Origin of the sequence: Marinimicrobium alkaliphilum (assembly GCF_003259155.1) — a bacterium.
Lineage (GTDB): Bacteria > Pseudomonadota > Gammaproteobacteria > Pseudomonadales > Cellvibrionaceae > Marinimicrobium_A > Marinimicrobium_A alkaliphilum.
On record NZ_QGMQ01000002.1, the window covers coordinates 304,661 to 330,551 of the forward strand.

Annotated in this window: 25 protein-coding genes; 10 read left to right on the top strand and 15 right to left on the bottom strand. The window is 57.5% G+C overall.

What is annotated here, in order from left to right:
* Nucleotide 1 precedes the first annotated feature (1 nt).
* Complete coding sequence (arsJ, locus tag DKW72_RS04850) at nt 2-1,231, top strand: organoarsenical effux MFS transporter ArsJ (RefSeq protein WP_111641196.1); 1,230 nt, start codon at nt 2-4, stop codon at nt 1,229-1,231.
* Here arsJ and DKW72_RS04855 read toward each other — a convergent pair.
* A complete protein-coding gene (locus DKW72_RS04855; protein WP_111641197.1) occupies nt 1,228-1,884 on the bottom strand; it encodes a PEP-CTERM sorting domain-containing protein in 657 nt (218 codons plus the stop codon). The two genes, arsJ and DKW72_RS04855, sit on opposite strands and share 4 nt — an antisense overlap.
* 281 nt (nt 1,885-2,165) lie before the next feature.
* Between DKW72_RS04855 and DKW72_RS04860 the strand changes: the two genes are divergently transcribed.
* From DKW72_RS04860 to DKW72_RS04885, 7 genes are all read left to right on the top strand, one after another.
* A complete protein-coding gene (locus DKW72_RS04860) occupies nt 2,166-2,882 on the top strand; it encodes a polyamine aminopropyltransferase (RefSeq protein ID WP_111641346.1) in 717 nt (238 codons plus the stop codon).
* A 136-nt stretch (nt 2,883-3,018) separates the two neighbouring features.
* Nucleotides 3,019-4,359 carry a serine hydrolase domain-containing protein gene (locus DKW72_RS04865; protein ID WP_111641198.1) on the top strand — a complete coding sequence of 447 codons (1,341 nt, stop codon included), beginning with the start codon at nt 3,019-3,021 and terminating at the stop codon, nt 4,357-4,359.
* Between the two features lie 210 nt (nt 4,360-4,569).
* Complete coding sequence (locus tag DKW72_RS16330; protein WP_157960393.1) at nt 4,570-4,989, top strand: hypothetical protein; 420 nt, start codon at nt 4,570-4,572, stop codon at nt 4,987-4,989.
* Between the two features lie 91 nt (nt 4,990-5,080).
* The gene (locus DKW72_RS04870) at nt 5,081-5,581 is read left to right on the top strand and encodes a hypothetical protein (protein WP_157960394.1); all 501 of its coding nucleotides are present in this window, start codon (nt 5,081-5,083) and stop codon (nt 5,579-5,581) included.
* A gap of 7 nt (nt 5,582-5,588) precedes the next feature.
* Complete coding sequence (locus DKW72_RS04875) at nt 5,589-6,113, top strand: hypothetical protein (protein WP_111641200.1); 525 nt, start codon at nt 5,589-5,591, stop codon at nt 6,111-6,113.
* Nucleotides 6,114-6,202: 89 nt separating this feature from the next.
* The gene (locus DKW72_RS04880; RefSeq protein ID WP_198411221.1) at nt 6,203-6,994 is read left to right on the top strand and encodes an alpha/beta hydrolase; all 792 of its coding nucleotides are present in this window, start codon (nt 6,203-6,205) and stop codon (nt 6,992-6,994) included.
* A gap of 16 nt (nt 6,995-7,010) precedes the next feature.
* A complete protein-coding gene (locus DKW72_RS04885; protein WP_111641201.1) occupies nt 7,011-7,520 on the top strand; it encodes a hypothetical protein in 510 nt (169 codons plus the stop codon).
* Nucleotides 7,521-7,543: 23 nt separating this feature from the next.
* On the opposite strand, the gene DKW72_RS04890 is transcribed toward DKW72_RS04885, so the two are convergent.
* The 3 genes from DKW72_RS04890 to DKW72_RS04900 form a co-directional block, all read right to left on the bottom strand.
* Nucleotides 7,544-8,491 carry a hypothetical protein gene (locus tag DKW72_RS04890; RefSeq protein ID WP_111641202.1) on the bottom strand — a complete coding sequence of 316 codons (948 nt, stop codon included), beginning with the start codon at nt 8,489-8,491 and terminating at the stop codon, nt 7,544-7,546.
* A complete protein-coding gene (locus DKW72_RS04895; protein ID WP_232522317.1) occupies nt 8,488-8,829 on the bottom strand; it encodes a PadR family transcriptional regulator in 342 nt (113 codons plus the stop codon). Before DKW72_RS04895 ends, DKW72_RS04890 begins: the two co-directional genes overlap by 4 nt.
* A 180-nt stretch (nt 8,830-9,009) precedes the next feature.
* Nucleotides 9,010-9,786, bottom strand: a complete 777-nt coding sequence (locus DKW72_RS04900) for a ThuA domain-containing protein (protein ID WP_111641204.1) — start codon at nt 9,784-9,786, stop codon at nt 9,010-9,012.
* 347 nt (nt 9,787-10,133) lie between these two features.
* On the opposite strand from DKW72_RS04900, the gene DKW72_RS04905 reads away from it, so the two are divergent.
* Nucleotides 10,134-11,840, top strand: coding sequence for a putative bifunctional diguanylate cyclase/phosphodiesterase (locus tag DKW72_RS04905; protein ID WP_111641205.1), 1,707 nt, complete (start codon nt 10,134-10,136; stop codon nt 11,838-11,840).
* 118 nt (nt 11,841-11,958) lie between these two features.
* On the opposite strand, the gene purD is transcribed toward DKW72_RS04905, so the two are convergent.
* From purD to DKW72_RS04960, 11 genes are all read right to left on the bottom strand, one after another.
* Nucleotides 11,959-13,248: a phosphoribosylamine--glycine ligase gene (gene purD / locus DKW72_RS04910; protein ID WP_111641206.1), complete on the bottom strand. Its 1,290-nt coding sequence runs from the start codon at nt 13,246-13,248 to the stop codon at nt 11,959-11,961.
* Nucleotides 13,249-13,358: 110 nt separating this feature from the next.
* Complete coding sequence (gene purH / locus DKW72_RS04915; RefSeq protein ID WP_111641207.1) at nt 13,359-14,936, bottom strand: bifunctional phosphoribosylaminoimidazolecarboxamide formyltransferase/IMP cyclohydrolase; 1,578 nt, start codon at nt 14,934-14,936, stop codon at nt 13,359-13,361.
* A gap of 90 nt (nt 14,937-15,026) precedes the next feature.
* Nucleotides 15,027-15,326, bottom strand: a complete 300-nt coding sequence (gene fis / locus DKW72_RS04920; protein ID WP_111641208.1) for a DNA-binding transcriptional regulator Fis — start codon at nt 15,324-15,326, stop codon at nt 15,027-15,029.
* The gene (gene dusB, locus DKW72_RS04925) at nt 15,323-16,312 is read right to left on the bottom strand and encodes a tRNA dihydrouridine synthase DusB (protein ID WP_111641209.1); all 990 of its coding nucleotides are present in this window, start codon (nt 16,310-16,312) and stop codon (nt 15,323-15,325) included. The genes fis and dusB overlap by 4 nt, the downstream gene beginning before the upstream one ends.
* Nucleotides 16,313-16,546: 234 nt before the next feature.
* A complete protein-coding gene (locus tag DKW72_RS04930; protein WP_111641210.1) occupies nt 16,547-17,860 on the bottom strand; it encodes a DUF3426 domain-containing protein in 1,314 nt (437 codons plus the stop codon).
* 73 nt (nt 17,861-17,933) lie between these two features.
* Nucleotides 17,934-18,815 carry a 50S ribosomal protein L11 methyltransferase gene (gene prmA / locus DKW72_RS04935; protein WP_111641211.1) on the bottom strand — a complete coding sequence of 294 codons (882 nt, stop codon included), beginning with the start codon at nt 18,813-18,815 and terminating at the stop codon, nt 17,934-17,936.
* A gap of 83 nt (nt 18,816-18,898) precedes the next feature.
* Entirely contained in the window at nt 18,899-20,242 is a 1,344-nt protein-coding gene (gene accC, locus DKW72_RS04940; protein WP_111641212.1) for an acetyl-CoA carboxylase biotin carboxylase subunit, read from the bottom strand.
* Between the two features lie 24 nt (nt 20,243-20,266).
* Nucleotides 20,267-20,731 (bottom strand): acetyl-CoA carboxylase biotin carboxyl carrier protein, encoded by a 465-nt coding sequence (gene accB / locus DKW72_RS04945; RefSeq protein WP_111641213.1) that lies wholly within the window; start codon nt 20,729-20,731, stop codon nt 20,267-20,269.
* A 66-nt stretch (nt 20,732-20,797) separates the two neighbouring features.
* Nucleotides 20,798-22,237: a family 43 glycosylhydrolase gene (locus DKW72_RS04950; protein WP_111641214.1), complete on the bottom strand. Its 1,440-nt coding sequence runs from the start codon at nt 22,235-22,237 to the stop codon at nt 20,798-20,800.
* 130 nt (nt 22,238-22,367) lie between these two features.
* Nucleotides 22,368-22,814 (bottom strand): type II 3-dehydroquinate dehydratase, encoded by a 447-nt coding sequence (gene aroQ, locus DKW72_RS04955; RefSeq protein WP_111641215.1) that lies wholly within the window; start codon nt 22,812-22,814, stop codon nt 22,368-22,370.
* Between the two features lie 364 nt (nt 22,815-23,178).
* Nucleotides 23,179-24,912 (bottom strand): protein-disulfide reductase DsbD family protein, encoded by a 1,734-nt coding sequence (locus DKW72_RS04960; RefSeq protein WP_111641216.1) that lies wholly within the window; start codon nt 24,910-24,912, stop codon nt 23,179-23,181.
* A 220-nt stretch (nt 24,913-25,132) separates the two neighbouring features.
* Here DKW72_RS04960 and DKW72_RS04965 point away from each other — a divergent pair, with 220 nt between their 5' ends.
* Nucleotides 25,133-25,873: a hypothetical protein gene (locus tag DKW72_RS04965; protein WP_111641217.1), complete on the top strand. Its 741-nt coding sequence runs from the start codon at nt 25,133-25,135 to the stop codon at nt 25,871-25,873.
* Nucleotides 25,874-25,891: the final 18 nt, after the last annotated feature.

Below are 25,891 nucleotides of genomic sequence, written 5' to 3' on the forward strand. Positions count from 1 at the left end.
TATGGGGTGGCTTGCAGCACTGTCGCCCGGGGTGCGCCAGTACCTGGTGGTCACCGGCAACTACTGGGCGTTTACCCTTACCGACGGCGCTTTGCGCATGTTGGTGGTGCTGCACTTTAATGCCCTGGGTTACTCGCCCCTGGAAATCGCGCTGTTGTTTCTGTTCTACGAGTTCTTCGGTGTAGTCACCAACCTCGCGGGCGGCTGGTTGGGTGCGCGCATCGGCCTGAACAAAACCATGAACATTGGCTTGGCGCTCCAGGTAGTGGCGCTGAGCATGTTGCTGGTGCCCGCGGCGCTGCTGACCGTGCCCTGGGTGATGGCGGCCCAGGCGCTTTCCGGGGTCGCCAAGGATCTCAACAAAATGAGTGCCAAGGGTGCGATCAAACTGCTGGTGCCGGACGAGGCCCAGTCCGCGCTTTATCGCTGGGTCGCCCTGCTCACCGGTTCCAAAAACGCGCTCAAAGGCGTGGGCTTTTTTATGGGCGGCGCGCTGCTGGTAGCGCTCGGTTTTACGGGGGCGGTGGCGGTCATGGCCTTGGCCTTGGCGCTGGTGTGGGTGGCCAGCCTGTTGTTGCTCAAGCGTGACTTGGGGCGGGCAAAAGCCAAACCCAAGTTCAAAGACATTTTTTCCAAAAGTCGGGCCATCAATGTGCTGTCGGCGGCACGGATGTGCCTGTTCGGCGCACGCGATGTCTGGTTTGTGGTGGCGCTGCCGGTGTTTCTGGCCCAAAGTCTGGGGTGGAGCCCGTGGCAGACCGGGGGCTTTATGGCCGCCTGGGTGATCGGTTACGGGGGCGTGCAGGCGCTGGCGCCGAGCATCAGTGGGCGTCACCCGGACGGGCGTGCGGCCTTGCTGTGGGCCAGTCTGCTCTTCCTGTCGCCGGTGGGTATTGCGCTGGGGCTGGCCCGGGGTGTCGATCCGGCCGGGCTGGTGATCATCGGTTTGCTGATTTTTGGTGGGCTCTTTGCCGTCAACTCGTCATTGCACAGTTATTTGATCGTGAGTTTTGCCGGTCGCGATGGGGTTTCGCTGGATGTGGGCTTTTACTATATGGCCAATGCCATGGGGCGGCTGCTCGGCACGCTCCTGTCCGGCTGGGTATTTCAGGTGGCGGGGCAGGGCAGTTCCGGGTTGGCGGCCTGCCTGTGGCTGTCCGCGGGGCTGATTCTGGCGACCGTGCTCATCTCAACAGCGCTACCGAGGCAGCGCCGTGACAGACTGACTTAAACGGCACTTTCATCCTGCTGCCTGTTGCGGCGGCGAATCATCACCAGACACAAGAGGCCCAGACCCAGCATAGCGGCTGCGCCGGGCTCCGGCACGGCTACGGGCTGAATGCCGCCCAGGCGTACCTGGCGCAGGTCATCGGCCAGAAAATCAACGCTGTTGATGCCGGCAGACGTGAAAAACGTCAGGGACGAAAAGTGTTCCCCAAAAATGGTAAAGCGGTTCTGGCCGTTGCGCCGCAGAGCCATAGGATCGCTCTCGCCGCCCGGCGCGCCGCTAAAGGTCACGGTGCCATTGGCGTTGGCATTGATATTCAATTGTAGGGTCGAGAAGGTAAAACCCGGGTCTGCGAGGGAGATGGTCAGCCAGTTGAGGCTGCCCGACTCCGCCATCAGCATCGCCTGGCCGCCACCGCCAAATACCAGGTTCTGGTCGCTGGTAAAGTCCACCAGAAAGTCGTGATCGGTATTCAGGCAGCCCTGAATACGGGTGGCCGGGCCGGTAATATTGCCGTTACAGGCTTTGGACAGAACATTGTCCAGGGAACCGCTGCCGCCGGCCTGCCCGGAGACCACAATCATTGCACCACTGGCAACACCGGATGTGCCCAGTGTTGCTGCCAGAATAAGTCCCTTGATCCATTGTCTTGTCATTTCGGTCCACGATCTCTTTCTAGAGTGCGCTGATGGTCTGGCGTGTTTTGCCAATTATTCGCCTGAAAATTGACGGCCTCTGAAGCTGGCGCATTAATCAACGCAGGCTTGACGGGATATTAGCACCTCTGTCACAAGAAAGGAATAATGCGCCAAAAAAATCGCTGGTGTCACAGACGGGGGAATACGCTCGGGCTGACGCCGGTTCGGTCTTTCGCCTGGCATTTTCGTGCTCAACATTCCGCTGTGACGAGCCGGACAAAAACGGTATCCTGCGCCCTATGGCCAAACTCTTTGAAGAACTCGACAGTCGCGACACGCCTATCGGCGAGATTTCCCTGCGCCGGCGTGTTATTCCCGCCCTGGGGGCAACACCCATCTACGAGGTCAAATTGGGCGAGGAGTTTTTGATGTCCAGCCTGTTTGTGGCCGCGGAAGAAGCGCTGGCCGAGCAGGGACTGGCGGCCTGTAACGGCGACGCGCTGGATGTGGTGGTCGGCGGTCTGGGCCTGGGGCATACGGCCGTGGCGGCCCTGCAGGACGCCCGGGTACAGCGGGTCAAAGTGGTCGAGTTGTTGGCGCCGGTCATCGACTGGCATCAGCGTCACTGGGTACCCTTGGGCAAGACCCTGAGCGACGATCCTCGCTGTGAATTTATCAACGGCAGCTTTTTCGAGCTCGCGGTCTCCGACTTTGACAGCCAGGAGCCCGGGCATCAATACGATGCCATTCTGCTGGATATCGATCATTCCCCTCGCGCTTTTCTGCACACGGGCAACGCGGGCTTCTACGTCCCCGACAACCTCGTGGCCATGGCCCGACAGCTCAAGCCCGGCGGCGTCTTTGCCATGTGGAGTCAGGATCTGCCAGAGCCGGAATTTGTCGCCCTGCTGGAACAGGTTTTCCCCTCGGTGAGCACCGAGATTGTTTATTTCGACAACCCTTTCCGCCAGGCCAGAGAGAGCAATTGCCTGTATATCGCCCGCACCCACGGCTGATAAGTCTGACCATCGAGTGGTTTTGGTTTCCTGTGGGCGCGTTTGACGTTGTGGGCCGGGTAGGTCGAATGTATGATATGACAAATCATAATTTTGCCCCGTCTTGATGCGGGCAAGTGCTCTATAAGGAAATGTCATGCTGAAACTCCCGCGCGCACGGTACCTGTCCACACTCGTCATCGCGCTGCTCGCCGCCGCCTGCACGCGTACCGACACCACAACTGACACGCCCCAGCGCTTCGATCGTTCCCAGACACTGACGCAACTGGGCATCGCCCCGGAAAAAATTGGCGAGATTGACGCGCTCCTGCAATCCTATGTCGATGACCATAAAACCGGCAGTGTCGCTGCCCTGGTCGCCAAAGACGGCAAGGTGGTGTACGCCGATGCCTTTGGCTGGCGCGACCGGGAGAACCGCGTGCCCGCCTCGCTCGACGACTACTATGTGCTCTTCTCCCAGACCAAAGCAGTCACCACCGTGGCCTTTATGACTCTGGTGGAGCAGGGGCTGGTGGACATTCACGATCCGGTGGCCGACTACTTCCCGGGCATCTCCGATCAGGTGCTGGTCCACATCAACGACGACGGCAGCTATGAAACCCGACCCGTGGCCAGCCCCATGACCTTTGCGCACCTGATGGCCCATACCTCGGGCCTGTACGCGGGTCTGGCCGGTGAGGCGCGCCGCGCTGACACCGATGGCAGCGGCGCCCCCCTGGGATTCGGCGGCCAGGAGCCCGAATTTCAAATCAGCGGCCAGCGCACCGGCGGTGGTAACTTTGCCGCGCCTTTTCTGGAAGATGAAATGCTGGTGATGGCCGGGTACCCCCTCGGCTTTGATCCGGGCACCCAGTGGAACTACCACGTCAGCACCAATATGCTGGGCTACCTGGTGGAGCGGATATCCGGCCAGCCCCTGCGCGACTACGTCAGGGAAACCATTCTCGACCCGCTGGGCATGGACCAGACCGATTGGTTCTACGCGCCGGAGGCCCTGGAGCGTTTTGTGCGGCCCTACAGCGCCGTGGACGGCGAACTGGTGCCGGGCTCTACCGTGTACATCAAAGGTGCCGTCAGCTCCGAGCAAACCTACGCCGAAGGTGCCATCGGCCTGAACGGCCCCATCGAAGACTACGCCAAGTTCGCCCAGATGTTGCTCAACAAAGGCACATTCAACGGCCAGCGGATACTGCAACCGGACACCGTCGAGCGGATGACCACCATCAACCGCCTGCCTGGGGCGGAAGAGGGTGAAGAGGACTTCCGCTTCGGCCTGGGCTTTGAACTCTACCACGAGGACAAAAAGCCCGCGCCGGAAGTCTCCAACAGCGCCTACGCCTGGGGCGGCATGCTCGGCACAGAGTACATTATCGACCCGGAGGAAAACCTGATCGCACTCTTCTACATCAATATGTACCAAAGGGAACCGCTCTACCCGGCGTTTCTGAGTAAGGCTTATCAGTTATTTGAGGAATAAAGCGTCGAGATGAAAGTCGGGTCCCGGCGGCAACGGGTTTGCTGTGTGGTCTGAGCCCAGTGCCTGATAGGTAAGGGTGGTCAGTTGTGACGCACAAGGACGTCACGCTGGAGTTCTTTTCCGAGCCGCGACGCTGTGCGCGAACAGCGTGCGAATCTGTTGCTGGCGTTGGAAACCAGGCCTGTATATTAACCATTATAGGAAATTAATATGTTCAGGTATTTTGGGGTCGTTTTCTTGGCTGCTTTTCCGTCTATTGCTCTGGCATGCAGCTGCCTGCATGCGCCGCTTGAGCGACATGTCTCTGATGCTCGAGACATTTATGTTGGTGTTCTCGTCTCGTCAAGAGTGGTTGAGTCGGAGTCGGGCGAGGATTGGCCTCACATAGAAGGAACGCTAAGAGTGGAGACGGTTATAAAAGGATCGCCGAATCAGGTGGAAATCGTCCGTACGGGATTCGGGGGTGGCGACTGTGGTATCCCTATGACGGTTGGTCGCGCGTATGTCATATTTATCGATAACGATCGTCGATCAATTGGGAACTGCGGGGCTTCTGAGCAGTTGCGGCGTTATGAAGAAAAGCGTTATATCGAAAGGCTCAAGGGAATTGTTTACGATCAGACCCTTTAAGCAATTGGTCGCGACGTCGGCGCGTGTCCGCTGGTTCGCTGGCACTGTAAAGAAGGTTATTTCATTCGGGAGCGTGCAAACAGGTGACACGGTGAAAATTACTATTGTTTTGCTTATTTTTCTAAGTTGCGTAGCCAATGCATCTACGCCCATCGAATTTCACGCTCATGAAATGAGCATGAGTGGGGTTCTCCCTCAGCCCTATGGAACGTTGGAGTTTACGATAAGGTTAAACGAAGAGACGGATGACGTTGAGGAATTCGTTATCTTCAGAGGAGCAGAGAGGATTCATGTTCCGGATGGCATAATTTCGCAATTGACGGATATCGAGCTTGGCACATTGCAGGTGTCTCACGAGATGCACCGGGGTGATGATCCGTTTGAGTCACTCTTTGGGGATGACGGAGACTGGCTTCATTTTACCTTCGAGCATGGACCTCGTCATCGGGCGGAGGCAGTAAGAGATGAGGTTCCTGTATTTCAGTGGGGAAGGGACAGAATCACGGTAACGATTATCAAAGGAAAGGATGTCACCGTAACCAGGGAGCCTCTGGTAGACTCTTACGAGGGTTGGAGGGAAAGAACGTGGTAGTTAATAGATGAAAACCGTCGAATTTCTCGCCCTCGGCCTTCGCCTGGTAGGCATTTATGCGTTTCTCAAGGGTATTCAGAATATTGCGCTAGTCTTTTCTCAGGCGCCGATTTATCACGCACAGAACGTCGATTTTACGGCGTACTATCTGGTGTCTGGCATTCTTGTCGCGCTCTACTTTGCGGTGGCACTGTTGCTGGTGATTCGGCCAGTCTGGCTGGCTCAGCTGCTGATGCCCAAGGTGCCCGTACAAGAAGATGCAACGCCTGATTCTTCCTATAGTGCCTTACAGACGGCAGCGCTGACTGTGCTGGGTGTCTACATTGTTTCCTATTCGCTGCCGCAAGTGGTGCACAATTTGGCGCTTTTCTGGCAAGCAACAACGATGGTCGAGTACTACTCTCAGATTCAGCGTCATAATCACGGCTTCCACTTGCTGGCGCGTTGTATTGAATTGGGCATCGGCATTTATCTATGTCTTCAGGCCAAGGGGCTCGTCAATCTCTTGCAGCGGTTAAGGGGGCGTGGGTAGTGGCGTACAGAGAATACAAAGTGCTTATTAAATTGCTCCGGATCCAAGGGGCTGCCCTTCTGATGGTTCTTCTGGCATCTTGTCACAACGTGTCACCTGACGTTGCGGGAAGCAGTGCTACCAAAGTTCCGCTCGATCACCTGCCTGCGTTGAGTGGCGATTACTTTCGGTTTGACTCCCGGTCGGTGGGTAGGCCATTTCATATCTACGTTCGATTTCCTGAAGGCTACTCGGCCAGCGATCGCGATTACCCTGTTGTTTATCTGTTGGATGGCGATTCGCTATTTCCCATTCTGGCGGCCAATCATCTGTTTCTCACCTACGACGAGGGACTGGAGGAAGCGATAGTGGTGGGGATTGCCTATGGCTCCTTTGACGGTTCCATCAATAGGCGCGGACATGACTTTTCTACGCGATCTCTCGATGATGACTCGAAGCAGGGTGGCGCGGAAGCCTTCCATAACTTCCTCGAGTCCGAGTTGATACCGGAGGTGGAGGATCGTTACCGGGCTGAACCGTCAAGGCGCATCCTGTTCGGTCAGAGCCGGGGTGGGTATATGGTGCTTTATTCCGCGTTCACGCACCCGGATGTGTTCTGGGGCCGAATCGCCAGTAACCCGACGTTCGATCCCGAGCGTGAACAGTTTTTCTCGCCGGCTGCCTCTGCATCACGGGACGACCTGGGTTTGGTGGTGACCAGCGGCACTCGCGATTTTTCAACCCTGAGGGAAGTTGCATTAGAGTGGCATGAAGCCTGGAAAGAGGCCGATGGCATGCCGTGGGCACTCAATTTTGTCTCCATCGAGGACGGAACCCATGCGGCCAGCAGCACAGATAGCTATCGATCAGGTGTGTTGTGGCTTTTCTCTGAGGACAGGTAACAAGGTAATTTGAACTATGAGCAAGGAAAAGGCATTCAGCTTCATTAAAGGGTATTCATTTTCATTCGAGGATGAGGGGCGAAAGATCGAGGCGTGGTTCAGTACCTTCTCCGGTCTGGAGAAAGTATACGTTGATGGCGAGCTGGTGTCGTCCCAGAGAAACTTTGCCAAGGAATCGTCCAATACATTTGTGATTGGCGCTGATGAGTATGCCACAAGACTCAAGATGGTCAGCCTACTCAAAGGCCCGTTTGAATGCACTTTGAGTAAGAACGGAAACGCGCTCAGACGTCAAAAAATGGTTTTCCCTAAGAGGACGTCAGGGGCGGAAAGATTTCCGTTTTTTGTTCAGTTGGCATTTTTTATTGCTCTGGGCGGGGTGTTTGGTTTTGCCAAAGCTTATTGGCAGCTCCCGGAGGTATCCATGTATGTTTTTCTGGGAATCTTGTTTGTCTTGATCGTTGTCTTACAGGGTAAAGGTTATATGGGATCGCGACCGGTTTTTGAGGACGATGACCTTACCTGACGTCTGTTTGAAAGGCTGCGCCGTTACTCGCGTTTCATCGCCCTGAACTTCCGCAGTTTTCGCACGCTATCCACCGACGCTACAAGGATGTAGCCAGCCAGAATCGGGCCGATCACGCCCTGGCCGATATCCCACTGACTGATCCCTTCTTCGGTGTTCATGTGCAACGCTATGGCGTTGTCCCATTGGTAAATGATGGCCAGTATGATCACGGCGGGAATGTAGAGGCACAGATCGAGCGCAATTTTGCGCCGTGTCCAGTAGGGGAATAGCAGCTTGCTGAGGCTTAGGGTAACGCTGGCGATGATCACAGCGTTGATCCAGGGCAACAGGCTCGGCCACTGTTCGGAAAACACCAGTCCAACGGGGTTATCAAACAGACTCTGTGGAACGATGTGGTTGAGCCACGCGAAAAAATACACGGTGACGACCGTTTCAATGGCGGAGCCGGTGCGGCTGATGTATTCACCTTGCGGCGTGACCCTGGGCAGGGACTCGGGTTTCCAGTTTTTGAAGAAATCGGTCAGGTTGATGTATTCACCGAACAGATAAAAGATCAACGTCAGCCAAGCGAAGCCATAGAGACTGGCGTGCAGGGTGTTCCAACTGAGATGGATGATTGATTGCCCGATGTTTTGCTCTGGTTGGTTAAGTACTGATATCGCTGCCAATCCGATCTGCACGACGGCAATGGCGACGATCACCCAGCGCAGAAGTAGCAGGAAGAGAGGGTATAACTCTTCGCTCACCAGTGCCCGGCGGGGTTGATAGTTGGCTGCGACCAGCAGTGGGTGCCCGCGCTCTTTGAGCAGCGCTTTGGTCTCATCATCGGTGAGCTCGCGGCCCAGGGATTCGGCCCGGTGATCCCGCTCGTCCAGGAGGTCGCTGAGTAGCTCGTCTGCCACATCCTGGCGGACGTCCGTCGGCAGATGTGCCTTTACGGCGAAGGTATAACGTTCCAACCAGTTCATGGTGTGTTCCCCGCAATACGGTGTAGTGCCTGATTCAGTAACTGCCATTCTTCGAGCATTGACTGGTGTGCGGCGTCGCCTGCGCCTGAACGCCGGTATACCCGGCGTTTGCGGCCCTCCTGCAGTTCCCATACGCTGCTGAGCAGTCCTTGGGCCTCGAGCCGTCGCAGGAGCGGGTAGAGGGTGCCTTCATCCACCTCCAGACCCTTCTCCCCGAGGAAGCGGCGCAGCGAGTAGCCATAGTGGGGGGCCGCCAGGGCCTCCAGCACCGCCATGACCAACACTCCCCGACGCAGCTCCATGGTGAGCTTGGTTTGCCGTTCACTCTCTGTTGTCACGAAATACCCAGTACTGTGTGATACACAGTAAATACTATGTATCACACGGTATGGTTTGTCAAGATCCGGGTTTACGTGGTCCGGAAGCGGCTAAAGGGTTGGGTATAAGGCGGTAAAAGGGGCGGGGGGCAAGGTCGGTGAACTGGCCTCCCGAGCCGACCGCCGGGAGGCCAAGGGGAGTTACTTGCTGATGCCCTTGCCCGTGGCAGCCCACAGCAGACCACCGAAGACGTGCTCCAGGAACAGGTCGTCTTCGTAAAGGGCGGGTACGTGCCCCAGGGCGGTATAGAAGGAGCGGCCGCCATCGTACTCGTGGTACCAGGCCAGCGGGTGGAAGTCACCCATGCCGTCACCGGATACCCGACCCCAGTCGGCGGAGGGGTCGTAGGTGCTCTCGTCAACGGCCAGAAGGTAGTTGAGGCCTTCGATCTTCTCCGGGCCGAACTCGTAGTATTCGTCGGTCAGCCAGAAGCGCTCGGGCATACTTTCCATACCGGGAAAGTTGCTGTCCAGTACCTCCAGTTGCGCGGTCTGGATAGGCGGGTGGATGACGAACATGCGGCCCACCAGCTTGGTGTACCACTCCCAGTCGTAATGGGTGTCAGACGCGCTGTGGATGCCCACAAAGCCATTGCCAGCCTGAATAAAGCGCTTCATGGCGCCTTGTTGCTCTTCATTGAGGATATTGCCCGTGGTCAGCAGAAACACCACGGCATCATATCGGGCCAGGCGTTCGTCGGTGAAGACACCAGAGTCTTCGTGCCAGTCGATGGAGAAGTGATGCTTCTGACTGAGCTTGCGCATGGCGGTGACACCTTCGTTCACCGCTTTATGGTGAAAGCCATCCATCTTGGAGAACAGCAGCACATTGAATTGAGGCGGATCGGCGTGAGCCGTTGCATGGGTAAGCAGAAAGCCGAACAGGCAGAACATTGTTAGAAGAGTCTTCTTTAACATTTTGAGGCTCCGTTGGTTATGGTTTTGTGGACTATATTGTGCCGTGGAGATTCTGACATTGGAAGTGTCGACTGGGTTAAGTTTGGTAACGGTGCTGGCGCAATATAGCGATGTCACTCTCAGTCTACGAATCTGATGGTTTTCCAGTGGTCAAAAAACAACCATTTTGTCACCTGAATTTGCAAGCTGTGTGAAATCGTCCACACTTGTTGTTGATGCCGAGTACATTTTGTGACACAGCCTTGGGTTCGTACTTGTCCGCTGTAGTGATCAAGCAGAAAATCCGCGCGCTTTACGCGCGCTATTTTGGGGGATAGGGTTCAAGCGTTGAGAACGTGAGGTTAAATATGAGCGTTGCAAAGACCTTTGATCTGATTGATTGGCTAAGAAGAGCAAGATTACCGCTTGTCATAGTGATTTCTGTAATGATTTTGGGGGTTTGTTTTTTAGTTTACGTGACGGGCGGTGTAAGGTATGTGTTTGCCCATTCGATGTACGTTCCCATCGTCCTGGCCGCTATATTTTTTGGTGTTAAAGGAGGGATTCTCGCGGGGTTGATTGGTGGTCTTGTTTTGGGGCCGCTTATGCCTATCGACACAAATACCGGTGAAATGCAAAACACCATTAACTGGCTTTACAGGGTTGGTTTTTTCTCACTTATAGGGTTTGTTGTAGGCTTCGCCAGCGATAGGGTAGCCATCTATATTAAAGAAATGAAATGGCAGTCCTCGCATGATCGGCCCACAGGGCTACCTAACAGGGCGTTGATGGCGGATTCTATACGAGACCTTTCCAAGCTTTCTGAGAGAGAAGGGCATTCGCATTTCCTGATGGGGATTGTAATGTCGAATGCGGATGAAGTCGAAATGAATTTCGGCGTTAGTGCAATACATCAACTGATCACTCAGATGGCACATGTAGCACGATGTGAATTAGGGAGCAGTTCGACAGTTTATCGTATTGCCCATGATTGCCTTGGGGTAGTCCTTCCTGAAATCACGGAGGCTGATGTAACGCAGTATGCAAAGAATCTTGGGTCCGTTTACAAAGAGCCTTTGGCGTTTGGTGGTCTGCGTCTTCATTGCGATATCTATCTTGGCGGGGTTTCGTTAGATGGTGTTACAGACGATCCTGCCAGATACATTGAAAAAGTCAGGTACATTGCATCAGAGTCGAGAGCAAAAAAGAAACAGGGGATGTTACTTGTCAGTTCCAAGAATGATGCCAGCGTAAGAGAGAATATCGAGCTTCTTGGTGAGTTGTCTCAAGCATTGGATGTCGGGCAGCTGTCCATGCACTATCAGCCAAAGATTGTTATGAAGACAGGCTGCATTTATGGCGCTGAGGCGCTTATGCGATGGACGCACCCTGTTCGTGGAAAAATTCCACCAAACATGTTTATACCGCGCGCTGAGGAAAGCACGCTGATTGACTTGGTTACGCATTTTGCAATTGATCAAGCGCTAGGCCAGCTTTCAGTATGGGAAAAGAGCGGAATATCGGGGATGAATATGGCGGTGAACATATCAACCAGAAACCTGATGAATCGCGACTTTGGAAAAACGGTTCACCAACTTTTGGATTTCCATGGGGTAAGCGGTGAATCGCTTGAGCTTGAAATTACTGAGACGTCTTTTATGGAAGATGTTGAGAGCTGCATGGAAAATCTGACGGAGCTATCTGACTATAATGTTATTCTTTCGATCGACGATTTTGGCACGGGATATTCATCATTGCAGTATCTGGACAAGCTCCCTGTTTCTATCATAAAGATTGATCAATCGTTTGTTCGTGGGCTTCCTGGTGATATGGGGTCGATACATATTGTAGAGGCAGCTGTAGATCTGGCTCACAAGCTGGGGATGAAGGTTGTAGCCGAGGGGGTAGAGACCTCGGAGGCATGTGACTTTCTCAGAAACGCAGGCTGTGACATACTGCAGGGGTACTATGCGAGTGCGCCGGTGACCGCTGAGGAGTTCGATAGACTGTACAGTCAGTGCAATGGTCAGCTGTTGAGCTACCCGCGTTATGGCAGCAGCGCAGTGCGTACTTGATTGCCCATTCGTTGCAGGTTGTCATTGTCGCCATTAAGCAGGCAGGCATGATGACATCATGGAACTTGTGATTTGACTGGAAGGGGCGCTGTTGGGCGCCCCTTCCTCCGTTGTCATTTTACGATGGCTGTTCCCGCGCTATCGCCCGGTAGGCGATATCGGTGCGATAGTAAACATCATCCCAGTGGATCTGTTTGAGCAGCTTATAGGCCCGCTGTTGCGCTTCGCTGACACTGTTGCCCAACGCGGTAGCGCAAAGCACCCGGCCGCCGTTGGTGACCGCCTCATCGTATTTCAGCGTGGTGCCCGCATGGAACACTTTCTCGCCGGCGACTTCGTCGGTGGGCAGGCCGGCAATCACATCCCCTTTGCGATAGCTGCCCGGGTAACCGCCGGCGGCCAGCACCACACCGACAGCGGCGCGTTCGTCCCAGTCGGCCTTGGCGTTATCGAGTTTGCCATCGAGTGCCGCCAGGCACAGGTCAGCCAGGTCGGATTTCAGGCGCAGCATGATCGGTTGGGTTTCCGGATCCCCAAAGCGGCAGTTGTACTCGATGACTTTGGGTTGACCGTCGGGGCTGATCATCAGGCCCGCGTAAAGAAAGCCGGTGTAATCATTGCCCTCCGCCGCCATGCCATCCACGGTGGGACGAATGACCTGGTCCATGATCCGTTGATGGACTTCGTCAGTCACCACCGGTGCGGGTGAGTAAGCACCCATGCCGCCCGTGTTGGGGCCGCTGTCGCCATCGCCCATGCGTTTGTGGTCCTGACTGGTGGCCATGGGCAGAATGTTTTTACCGTCCACCATGACGATAAAACTGGCTTCTTCGCCGCTCAGAAATTCCTCGATGACAACCCGGCAGCCGGCATCGCCGAAAGCGTTGCCGGAGAGCATATCGCGCACCGCGTCCTCGGCCTGCTCCAGCGTCTCCGCCACAATCACGCCTTTACCCGCCGCGAGTCCGTCGGCCTTGACCACGATGGGAGCGCCTTTTTCGCGCAGGTAGGCGAGGGCGGGCTCGACTTCGGTGAAGTTCTGGTAGTCGCCGGTGGGAATCTTGTGGCGCGCCAGAAAGTCTTTGGTGAAGGCCTTGGAGCCTTCGAGTTGGGCGGCGCCTTTGCTGGGGCCAAAGCAGGGCAGGCCGCGCTCGCTGAAGTAGTCGACCACACCTTCAACCAGCGGTGCCTCTGGGCCTACGATGGTCAGGCTGACCTGGTTGTCCTGGGCAAACTGCGCGAGCTTGTCGAACTCGAGTACATCGATAGCGACGTTCTCCACCTTCGGCTCAAATGCTGTGCCGGCATTGCCTGGCGCTACAAAAACCGTCTCTACGGCGGCGCTCTGGGCGACCTTCCAGGCCAGTGCATGTTCGCGGCCACCGCCGCCGATAATCAATACATTCATGTTGCTTGTCCTGTCAAATTGCGCTTTCGGTTGGGAGCTTGTGGGGAGGCACAGGCCGTAGTGTTATTGTCGGATTACGCCCTGTGGGCTAATCCGACCTACACAAGCAATCAGTGGCGGAAATGGCGCATGCCGGTCAATACCATGGCGATGCCGTGTTCGTCAGCGGCGGCGATGACTTCGTCGTCACGCATGGAGCCGCCCGGCTGAATCACCGCCGCAATCCCCGCAGCGGCGGCATTGTCGATACCGTCACGGAACGGAAAGAAAGCATCGGAAGCCATGACCGAGCCCTTCACCTCCAGCCCGGCATGGTCGGCCTTGATGCCGGCAATGCGCGCCGAGTTGACCCGGCTCATCTGTCCGGCGCCCACGCCCACAGTGGCGCCGTCCTTGCCGTAAACAATGGCGTTGGACTTGACCATTTTGGCCACCTTCCAGGTAAACAGCAGATCGCGCATCTGTGCCTCGGAGGGCACCTGCTTGGTCACTACCTTCAAGTCGCTGGCAGCGACGGTGCCGTTGTCCCGATCCTGAACCAGCAGGCCGCCGGAGACACGCTTGTAGTCAAAGTCAGCGGCTGCCTGGCCCCAGTCACCGCACACCAGCAGGCGGACGTTTTTCTTGGCGGCGACAATCTCGCTGACACCCTGGGCGACACGGGGGGCAATAATCACTTCGACAAACTGCTTCTCGACTATCGCCTGGGCGGTGTCCGCATCCAGCTCGCGGTTAAAGGCGATGATGCCGCCAAAAGCGGACTCGGGATCGGTATCGAAGGCACGCAAGTAGGCCTCTTTGAGGGTGTTGGCACTCGCGACGCCGCAAGGGTTGGCGTGTTTGACGATCACGCAGGTAGGCGCGTCAAAGAGTTTGACGGTTTCCAGGGCGGCATCGGTGTCCGCGATATTGTTGTAAGAGAGTTCTTTGCCTTGCAACTGTTGGGCTGTTGCGATGGTGCCTGTTGCCGGGTTCTTCTCGACGTAAAAAGCACTTTTCTGGTGAGAGTTCTCACCGTAACGCAGGGTTTGTACTTGGTGGAACTGGCTGTTGAAGGTGCGCGGGAAGTCGGCGTTGCCACCGGGCACTTTGCGGCCGAAATAGTTGGCGATGGCGCCGTCGTAGGCGGCAGTGTGCTCGTACGCCTTGATGGCCAGGTCGAAGCGGGTGTCGAGTGAGGTCGATCCCTGGTTGGCTTTCATCTCGGCGATGATCGCCGGGTAGTCGCTGGCATTGACCACGATATTGACCCAGGCGTGGTTCTTGGCGGCGGCGCGCACCATGGTGGGGCCCCCGATATCGATGTTCTCCACCGCGTCCTCAAGGGTGCAATCGGGTTTAGCCACAGTTTGTTCGAAGGGGTAAAGATTGACCACGACCATGTCGATCGCCTTGATGCCGTGCTCGGCCATCACCGCGTCGTCCTGGCCGCGTCGGCCGAGGACGCCGCCGTGCACTTTCGGGTGCAGCGTCTTGACCCGCCCATCCATCATCTCCGGAAAGCCGGTGTAATCCGAGACTTCTATGGCCGGGATGCCGGCATCGGTGAGCAGGCGGAAAGTGCCGCCGGTGGACAGAATTTCAACGCCCTGGCTGTGCAGCGCCTGAGCGAATTCCACAATGCCGGATTTATCGGAGACGCTGATCAGCGCACGCTTGACGGGGACAAGGTTGGTACTATTGGACATGGTGTGGGGTATTCCAATCGACAGTGAATAAACGGGTTAAAAACAAAAGGGCGAGTCATGGCTCGCCCCTTACAATCGGTGGTTGTGTGTTTACAACAGGTCGTATTGCTTGAGTTTCTTGCGCAGGGTGCCGCGGTTCAAGCCCAGCACCTGAGCCGCACGGGTCTGGTTGTGGCGCGTGTACTTGAGTACGGTTTCGAGCAGGGGGGCTTCGACTTCGGCCAGGACCATCTCGTAGACATTGCTCACCGATTGGCCATCGAGGTTCTGGAAGTAGTTTTCCATTGCGCGCTCAACGCAGCCGCGTAGCGACTGGGTCTCGACGACCTGTTCTTGTTGTGGTGGCGTGGCCTGGGGGCCGTCGGCGAAAAAGTTTTCTGCTGTGTTCATGCCGCTTTATCCTCTTGCGTGGTCAGCTGTTCGAAAAAATTCAGAACGCTGGCATGTTGTTCTTCCAAATGTTCGAGAGTGTTGAACTGTTTGCGAAAATCATCGCCCTGGTCCAGGGTCTTCAGGTACCAGCCCACGTGTTTGCGGGCGATACGCGGCCCCATGACATCGCCATAAAAGGCGGACAGTTCGCGCAAATGGTTGCAAAGTATGTCCCTGATTTCACTCAGGGGGGGCTCGGGCAATCGCTCACCGGTTTGCAGGTAGTGATCGATTTCCCGAAAAATCCAGGGTCGGCCCTGTGCTGCACGGCCGATCATCACCGCCGCTGCACCCGTGTATTCAAGCGCTTGGCGGGCCTTTTCCGGCGAGTCGATATCGCCGTTGCAGAACACCGGAATATTCACCGCGTCAACGACGCGCGCGATGGTATCGTACTCCGCTTCGCCCCGATAGCCGCACGCCCGTGTACGGCCGTGGACGGCCAGCGCCGCAATGCCCAGATCTTCCGCCATGCGCGCTACGGTCACGGCATTGCGGTGATCGGGCGACCAGCCTGTCCGGATTTTCAGGGTCACGGGAACGCTGACGCTCGCCACGACGGCCTGAAGAATATCGTAGACCAGTGGTTCGTCCTTCAGCAGTGCCGAACCCGCGGCCTTTTTGCAGACTTTCTTTGCCGGACAGCCCATGTTGATATCGATAATCTGGGCGCCATTGGCGGCGTTGAGCAAAGCCGCCTCGGCCATCATCTGCGGGTCGCCACCGGCGATCTGGACACTGATCGGGCCTGCTTCGCCCCGGTGGTCCATACGCAGCTGGCTTTTCCGGCTGTACCACAGACCGGTGTCCGAGGTGACCATCTCCGATACCGCCAAACCGGCGCCCAAGCGGCGGCACAATTGCCGAAAGGGACGGTCAGTCACCCCGGCCATGGGCGCGAGTATGACCTGATTGTCAATACAATAGGGCCCAATCTGGAGCACAGGACGGTTTCCGCTTTGCGTCAATGGTTACTGCTGTCTCGCCCCGAACAGGGCGATCTGAATACCGCTGAAAAGGTTGGCTATGATACCTTGTTGGCGGCCGCTTTGGAACGCGAAAAAGTGCCCAATTGATGTTTTTTTGAGCACTATTTTTGCTTGGTATTTGTACAAGCCTGGCCGCCACTGGGTTCTGTGGTCAGTTGGTTTTGGCGCGTGCGCGTACCGGTATTCCCGTCAGTCGGGGATATAGGCGCGGTAGTTGACGGCCTCCGGGCCAGGGTCAACCAATTCCAGGGTCAGGTGCACCGGCTGGTTGCGGGGCATCAGTCGGTGCCCAGTCAGCTCGCCGCGCAGATACTCCTCGGGGCTAAAGCGGCGTGAGGCCAGGGTATTTTCCTGAATATCGCTGAAGGTCAGCACCAGGTCGGGGAAGGGTTGTTCAAATCCGGCCTGGTTGAGCAGAATGGCGTCCACAATAAGGGCGTTGTCGGTCTCTGGGTGGTTGCGCACCACCAGATTGTAGGCGCGAATCTGCTGGCGATCGATCAAATCGGGCAGTGAGCATCCCAGCCAGGGGCAGATTTTGGCGTACACGCTGCGATAGGGCTCGATACGGCTCAGGCTGTGAAATTGTAGCCAGGCGATCTGGGTGATCAGCACCAGGGCTGCCAGCAGACAGAGTCCGGGCCACATCAGCCGTCGTGCACCCCGCGTGGGCTGCCAGTCCAGTTCCAGGGGGGCCGCTTCGATGCGATTGATCAGCGCGGCACGATCGTCGGGCGCGTTGTTCAAGTCAAAGTCTTGCGTCTTTTCTTCGGACAGCGGGGTGAGATCGCCGGTGACCTTGACGCTGCCTTTCGGAGGGGCCAGCGGGGCTTCTGCCAGGCTCCGTTGCGCCTGGGGGGTTTCCTCTGGCGCGATGAAATCCGCCTGTCCCTCCGCGGGCGACAGGGGCTGGGGGTTCTTATGGATGTCGAGAACGTCATCCTCATCGTCGTCAAGCAGGCTCAGGGCCCAGGACTCGTCAGCACCGTCGCTGGACTCTTGCTGAGTCTCCTGGATTTCCCGGTCGAACAGCGAGGTACGCGTCTGTTTGCCGCTGCCATCCATCGCCAAAAACTCTTCGCTGAGCTCGACGTCGTACCGGCTCTTACCATTTTCCATGTCATCGCTGATCAGGAAGTCTTCGTCGTCTTCCGGGCGCTCGGGGGCGCGTGGTAGCTCGGCGGCCTTGGCCGGTGGCGCTGTCGGGCGCGTTGGCTGGGGTTTCGGTTGGTCAGTGCGGGTGCCGAGGTCGGGCTTATTCCCGGGTGCCGCCGCCGGGCGTTTTACGGCTGTCGGGCGCGCGGAGGCGGACTTTTGTGGTCGTATGCCCGGTGGCGCCGCACGTGCGGGTGCACGGTTGTCACCCACGAGGTGATCCTGAGCCCGGAAGACGTGCAGGCACGAGCCGCACCGAACCACCCCTTTGGCTGTACTCAGCTGGGAGGTGGTGAGGCGGAACGAGGTCTTGCAGCGTGGGCACCGGGTGACCAGGGATGTGCTCATGGCGGATTTGCCGTCCTATTTGTTCCGTTATTCAGGCGCCAGTTTAGCCCCACTGGGGCGTCGGGTAAATCGACTAACGCACACGGCGTGCGCTCAGGCACACCCACTCCTCTTTTTGGGCCACCGGCTCGAACTCAAACCAGGGCTTGTAGGCGGCCACAACCGTATCTGCCTGGGTTGCCAAAATGCCCGACAGGCACAGTCGTCCGTCGAGGCGGGTCAGGTCACGCAGTGTGGGGGCCAAGTCCACCAACGGACCGGCGAGAATGTTGGCCAGCACCACGTCAGCGCAGATTTGTGGGCATTGCTCGGGAAGATACACCGGCATAGCGTCGCCGGGCAATTGGTTGCGCCGGGCATTTTCCGTCGTGGCAAGCAATGCCTGCGGGTCGATGTCTACGCCTACGGCTTGTTTCGCACCCATCAATAATGCGGCGATGCCCAGGACCCCGGAGCCACAGCCGTAGTCGATAACGGTGGCATCGGTCAGAGACTGTTGATCGATCCATTGCAGGCACATAAACGTGGTGGGGTGCGTACCGGTACCGAAGGCCAGGCCGGGGTCGAGCATCAGGTTGACCTTGTCCGGCTCTGGGGGTGTTTGCCAACTGGGGCAGATCCAGAGGCGTTCACCGCAGCGGATGGCGTGGTAATTTTTCATCCACTCCCGCTCCCAGTCTTTGTCCTCGAGCTGTTCCCACTGATGTTCCGGGAGTGCGCTTCCCAAAAGCTGCTCAATGAGCCCTGTCATCTGTGCGATATCGATATCGGCCTGGTACAGGGCGCTGATTCTCACCGTGTCCCACAGGGGCGTCTCTCCGAGGGCAGGTTCGAAAATGGGTTGATCGGCGTTGTCCTGCAGGGTCACAGAAGCCGAGCCGCTGTCGAGCAGCGCGTCCTCGAGTGCGGGTGCCTGATCGCGCCCGGTGATGAGTTTGAGTTGAAGCCAAGGCATAGCTGGGTATCCAAAAAACGCTGCGCGCCGGCAGCAGAAGGCTAGCGGCGCGCAGGGTCTGACTGGGGGCGGGTCAGCGCCGGTTACAGGGAGAGTTTTTTCTCCAGGTAATGAATGTTGACCCCACCTTTGCGGAACTCCGAGTCGCGGACCAGATCCTGTTGCAGCGGGATGTTGGTGCGAATACCCTCGATCACGGTTTCGTCCAGTGCCTGGCGCATACGATCCAGGGCAACTTCACGCGTTTCGCCGTGAGTAATGATCTTGGCGATCATCGAGTCATAGTTGGGCGGAACCGTATAGCCACTGTACAAATGTGAGTCGACCCGTACACCCAGGCCACCAGGAGCATGAAAGTTCTTGATGGTGCCGGGGCTGGGCATAAAGGTGCGTGGATCCTCGGCGTTGATCCGGCACTCGAAGGAATGACCGCGGATCACAATATCTTCCTGTTTATAGGAAAGCTTCTCACCCGAGCACACTCGGATTTGCTCCTTGATCAGGTCCACGCCGGTGACCATTTCGGACACCGGATGCTCGACCTGAATACGGGTATTCATCTCGATAAAGTAGAAGTTGCCGTCTTCGTACAAAAACTCGAACGTACCGGCGCCACGATAGCCGATTTTGATACAGGCGTTGACGCAAGCCTGGGCGGTTTCCGCTCGTATATCGTCCGGGATACCCGGTGCAGGTGCCTCTTCCAGCACTTTCTGGTGGCGGCGCTGAAGGGAGCAGTCACGGTCACCCAGGTGAATAGCGCTGCCCTGGCCGTCAGACATGACCTGAATTTCCACGTGACGTGGATTTTGCAGGAATTTTTCCATATACACGGTATCGTCGCCGAAGGCGGCTTTGGCCTCGGTTTGCGTGATGTGGATTGAGCTCATCAGGGACGCTTCGGTATGGACGACGCGCATACCGCGTCCACCGCCACCGGCGGCGGCTTTGATAATAACGGGATAGCCAACGCGCCGACCGATCTCCAGGCACTTATCGCGATCGTTAGAGGGCAGGGGGCCATCGGAGCCCGGCACTGTGGGCACACCGGCAACTTTCATGGCTTTAATGGCGGAGACCTTGTCGCCCATCATGCGGATGGTTTCGGCGTCGGGGCCGATAAAGGTAAAGCCGCTGTTGCGGACCTGCTCGGCAAAGTCAGCGTTCTCCGACAGAAATCCGTAGCCCGGGTGTACGGCTTCGGCATCGGTGACTTCCATGGCGGCGATGATGGCCGGAATATTCAAATAGCTTTTGGTCGACGGGTTGGGACCAATACACACGGTCTCGTCGGCCAGGCGCACGTGTTTCAGGTCGCGGTCGACCTGGGAGTGCACGGCGACGGTCTTGATCCCCATCTCTTTGCAGGCTCGCAAAACGCGCAGCGCGATCTCGCCACGGTTGGCGATCAAAATTTTGTCAAACATAAGCCAACTCCTCAGTCGTCTGGTTTATACGATGGTGACCAGCGGCTGATCAAACTCCACCGGCTCGCCGTCCTCGACCAGAATGGCTTCGATGACGCCTGCTTTGTCGGCTTCGATCTGATTCATCATCTTCATGGCTTCGATGATGCAAATGACTTCGCCGGCTTTTACATGCTGCCCCACCTCGATAAACGCGGCTGAGCCGGGGCTGGGTGAGCGATAGAAGGTACCGACCATGGGCGATTTGACTTGATGGCCAGAGGAAACTGGTGCTGCCGGCGCTGCGGCGGCGGGCTCGGCCGCTGCCGGCGCTGCGGGTGCAGGAGCGGGCGCGGGCGCTGCATAGGCGTACTGGGGCGGCATGGCGTAGCCAGCGTTCGGTGAGTTGCGGCTGATGCGCACCGACTCTTCACCTTCTTTAATTTCCAGCTCGCCGATATCGGATTCTTCGAGCAACTCAATGAGTTTTTTGATCTTGCGAATATCCATAGTGCCCTCTCATGACTGTCAATACTGAGCCCGCCACCGCAGTGGCGGGCATGTTGAAAACCGAAATTATTCGGTGACTTCCTGAAGGCGGAAGGTGGCGCGTTCGCGTTCGTTTCGGCTGACCGAATCGACACGGACGTCATCCAAACCGCGCTGAACCAGGTATTTGTTGCGCTCGCCGTAGGCCTGCAAAGAGGTCCACTGGCGATCCGCCAGACCGCGAACCTTTTTAAAGGTGGCGAGTCGTTCAAAGTCGTCACTGCCATCGTGCTTGGCAATGATCACGCGCCCAGTGCTGGTGCGCTTCAGGTAAAAGCCAGGCAGATTCTCTGCCTGCAGTGAAACATAGTCGCTTCCGTCATTGGCGAGCCCGGGAACCACGTGCCACTTGTAGTCGTAAGCGGCCAGGCGTTCGTCGTGATTGGGGCTGAGCAGCGGCTCGCCCGGGTTGGCAATCTTGGGCGTACGGTTCTGGTGGCGCAAAAAGTGATTTGGGCCGGCCATAACCTGGAGCCTGTAAGGAGTGTAGGCAATACCCGAGGCTGTCGCTATTAATTGGTCAATACTGCCGTCGGCGTTGTGATCGAATTTCTCGATCGATACGGCGCGGCGATAGTTGCCGCCGGTGGGCAGCGCGGCGGTGTGGTAAATGAAGTACCACTGGCCATCGAAATATTCCACGGCTGGGTGGCTGGTCCCGGTGTCGGGCAGAACATCCAGCAGCAGGCCGCCGTAGGACCAGGGGCCTTCTAGGCTGGGCGCAGTGGCGTAGCCGATACGCTCGGGATAATCCATGGCGTAGGTCATGTAGTAGGTGTCATTGTGCTTGTGCAGGTAGGGGCCTTCGGTAAAGGTACCGGGCATATCCTGAATTTCGACCTGCACGATATCACCATCCAGTTCGAGCATGTTGTCTTTGAGTTTGGCGTAGTAAAGGTGGCTGTTTCCCCAGTAGAGAAAGGCCTGACCGTCATCGTCGATATACACGGTTGGGTCGATGTTGTCCCAGGTTTCGTGTGACTGCATGTGCGCCGGCGCTTCCGTCATATCGCTACTGACCAGGGGACCCCCGAGAGCGTCACGCCAGCCGTCGACCGGATTGTCGGAAACCGCAACGCCGATGGCAAAGCCGTTTTTCTCGGGTTCATCCGGTGCGTCGTTGAGTACGGTCACATACCAGTAGAACTTGCCGTCGCGTTCAATGGCCTGTGCTGCCCAGGCGGTGGGGCGACGTGCCCATTCGAAAATCGAGCGCGGTACAGCGTTTTCATACTGCCAGTTGAGCATGTCGTCGGACGAGTAGATGACCCACTCGTTCATGACAAAGAAGTTGCCATCTTCGGCCGCTTCGTCGTGGCCCGCATACAGATAGGCGCGCCCGTCGTGAACCAGAAGCGCTGGGTCGGCGGTAAAGCGGTCGCGAATAACCGGGTTCCCGGCATGTGCTTGTACGATCGCCAGCAGGCTTACAAAGGCCGCTGCGAGCAATGTTGTTACTTTTTTCATCGTGCCCTTCTCCAATCAGAGTATTGTTTTTCAAATCGGTTGACTGATTTGCCGCATGTAGGCGGAAAACAATCTCTCACGGGTGTTACTGCTCTTTTGGCAAGAGTCTTAATCACGTGAAGTTCTCGGGTCACGCGTGTGTGTTCAGGTGTGCGAAGGCCGCTTCCAGTGCCAGCGTGTAGCTGTTGGCACCAAAGCCGCAGATCACACCTTGAGCGACGTCGGAAAAATACGAATGCTGACGAAAGGCTTCGCGCGCATGCACATTGGACAGGTGGACTTCGATAAAGGGGATAGCCACCGCCAGCAGGGCGTCTCGGAGTGCCACGCTGGTATGGGTAAAGGCTGCCGGGTTTATCAGAATGAAGTCCACGCCTTCCTTGCGGGCGTCGTGAATTCGGTCGATCAGCTCGTACTCGGCGTTGCTCTGCAGCGTTTGCAGGTGGTGGCCCGCTTCGATGCAGCGCTCGGTCAGATCACGATTGATGGTTTCCAGGCTGGTGGCACCGTAAATCCCGGGCTCGCGAGAGCCCAGAAGATTTAAATTGGGGCCGTGTAAAACCAAGATGGTTGCCATAAATCCGATCCAGTACCTGTTATATGCGCGCGTTTCCGGCGATTGTCTCTGGCGGTTGCCCTGCGATGGGGCCGTTGCCAGGCCGGTTGCTGCCGAGCATGATGCTTTTGATGGTGTGAGGAGAAGTTTGCCGCAAAAGCGCGGGCGTGTCCACGCCCTGAGTAAAAATTGTGACAAATCCGGTGTTTTGTCTGCACGATTAAAGAAATTAGGCCGGTTTTTCGGATAAGACGAGGTGCGCTAGTGGCCGCAGGGGGCATGTTTCGACACGATAACCTCCAATCGCGACCTGTTGGGGGCGAGATTGAAGGTGTTGTTTCCATCTTCGGCGAATACTTAGGTAACGTCCGCTATCATGGGGTGATTATGGGGTTAACGTACCGTTTATTGTGTTGATGACGCGGTTTCGGGTCAGCACTTGGGGCAAAATGTCTGCTGCTCCTTCGCGCCCCGCCGGGTACCAGAGGTAAAGCGGGACGCCGCTGCGGCCGTAATTTTCCAGTAGAGCGGTGATTTGCGGGTTGGTGTTGGTCCAGTCGCCCTTCAGCGTGACAACGCCGTGCTCGTCAAAGGCCGCCTCGACGTCACCGGTGCTCAGTACCATGCGTTCATTGGCGAGGCAGGTCAGGCACCAGTCAGCCGTGAGATTGATAAATACCGGGCGACCTTCAGCGCGTAGCTGCTGGAGGCGCTCGGGGGTATAGGCCTGCCAGCGGTTGGTTTCGTTTTGGCTGTTCAGCCAGTGCCAGGGCAGCGCCAGGGCCAGCAGCCAGGCGATAACCGCAAAGCCGCGCCGAATCATCAGGCCGCGATGGGTGCGGGTGTGGCGATGGCTGAGCCAGCAGGCAAAGGCAATCAGAATCATGCCAACAATGGCGGCAACAATGGCGTCGCTGCCCGCCTGTCTGCCCAGGACCCACAACAGCCAAGCCGCAGACAAGTAGAGAGGGAAGGCCAACAATTGTTTGAGGGTGTCCATCCAGGGGCCGGGTTGGGGTAGTTTACGTGCCAGGCCGGGGGCGTAACACAGGGCCAGCAAGGGCAGTGCCATGCCCAGCCCCAGAGCGGCAAATACGCTCAGGCTGACCAGGGCGGGCTGAGTCAGGGCAAAGCCCAGGGCGGCCCCCATAAATGGGGCGGTGCAGGGGCTGGCAACCACGCTGGCGAGAACACCGGTGAAGAAAGAGCCGCTCAGCCCGCTGCGTTGGGTCAGCGACTGACCCGCGCCCATCAAGCGGGTGCCCAAGTGCAGCAGGCCGGACAAGCTCAGCCCCAGAACAAAGAACAGGTACGCCAGCCCCGCAATGAGTAGGGGTGATTGCAATTGAAAGCCCCAGCCCACGGCCTCGCCGCCCGCCCGTGCGACCAGTAAGGCAACGGCAATGGCGACAAAGCTCGCGACAACCCCCGCTGTGTAGGCCCACCCGTGCAGGGGCAGGCGTGCGCGATCGGCCTGAGCCAGGCTCAGCACTTTGATCGACAATACAGGAAAGACGCAGGGCATCAGGTTGAGAATAACCCCGCCGAGCAAGGCAAACAGCAGGGCGTAGCCGAGCCAGGCACTGCTTGCGATCGATTCAGCGCCATCGGCTGGCTGCTCACTCCCATCGCGATAGTCAAAAAACTGGGCCCGTTCCAACCGGGTGACTTCGCCGGTTTGAGGGTCGACCCACAAGTAGTCACTGTGGGGAGGGTAGCAGAGCCCGGCGTCCGCGCAGCCTTGGGAGACCACTTCCAGGGCGAAAGGGGACGTTGCGGTGTCCAGGTCGACGTAGAGGGTCGCGGTGCCGTAAAACACTTCCATGTCGCGCTCAAAGTACTCGTCGAACACCACGCGCCCAGCGCGGGAGAAACTGTGCCCGGGAAGCTCGGCGTCAACCGGGGCCAAGCGGAAGCGTTCCTCGTAGAGGTAGTATTCCGGGGCAACATCCCAATGCAGTACCAGACGATCGTTGTGGACGGCGGCTTCCAGTTGAAAGGCTTCCTCTACCGGCAGAAAGTCGTCGCTGTTGCCGAGAATGTCCGTGCCGCCACTGCGGCTGCCGCCGAACGGGTCCTGGGCGCTCGCCAGCGCGCTTGCGAACAGCGCCAGGGCCATTGCAAGCGACCGGGACAGTCGACTTGGTGCGGGAAGCTGCCAGTGAAAGGCGGGTGCGAGGTCAACGGTTCGATATAGAAGAGAAAGTAACCGGTGCAACATAGATGCCGATGCTCATTGTTGGAGGTTTTGGCCAGGGAAGGCTGCGCCTGAGCGCGGCTTTCGGGTAGTATTGGCCAGCAGTGCGATATTGTAACGGAAATGACCGGGATGTGTGGTGATGCAGACGAGTAAATCGAAACGCCTGCTGGGCGGCGCTCTGGGGGTGCTGCTGATGGCAGGTTGCCAGTCCGCGCCAGAACCTGTCGAGGTGCCGGCCGGCGCATCCGGCCCAGAGCCTGAGGCACCTCCCGAGCCCGCTGTCGACTACCAACCTTATGACTGGCAGGGGCGGATCGACACGCTCCTGAATCGGGGCGACCGAGCCCTGTCGGCAGGGCGATTACTGGAGCCTTCGCGCGATAACGCCTACGATTATTATCAGCAGGTGTTGTTGATCGAGCCCGATAATGCCATGGCGCGCACTGGGATTCAGGCGATTATGCTCAGCTACCTGGATAGCGCGCGCACGGCAGCGGCCAATAGTGACCATCGCGGTGCGCGTCGGGCGCTTGCCCAGGCCGCTTCCATTGACCCTGAGAGTGATTTGGTGGCGGAAGTGCGCGCAACCATTGAAGCCCAGGCCGAAGCGCGTGTACGTGCCCAAGGTGGCGCTGAGGGAAGCTTCCACCGGCTTGATTCGGGAGCGCTTAGCGCCCGCTCCGACGCGGTAGCGGCGCAGTTGGTTGAGCTGGCTGAGCAGGTGCGTGAACAGGGCGCCAGTATATTGATCAGCGCTCGAAACGACGCTGAGGGCCGCTGGATCTATCAGCAGATGCGCGCGGCCGTGCCCGGATTTTTGCTCCGCGGTGACATTGCCATACAATCGCCGCCCGGGGTCAGGGTGTTGCCGCCCATCTGACCCCCAAGTGGCTGACGA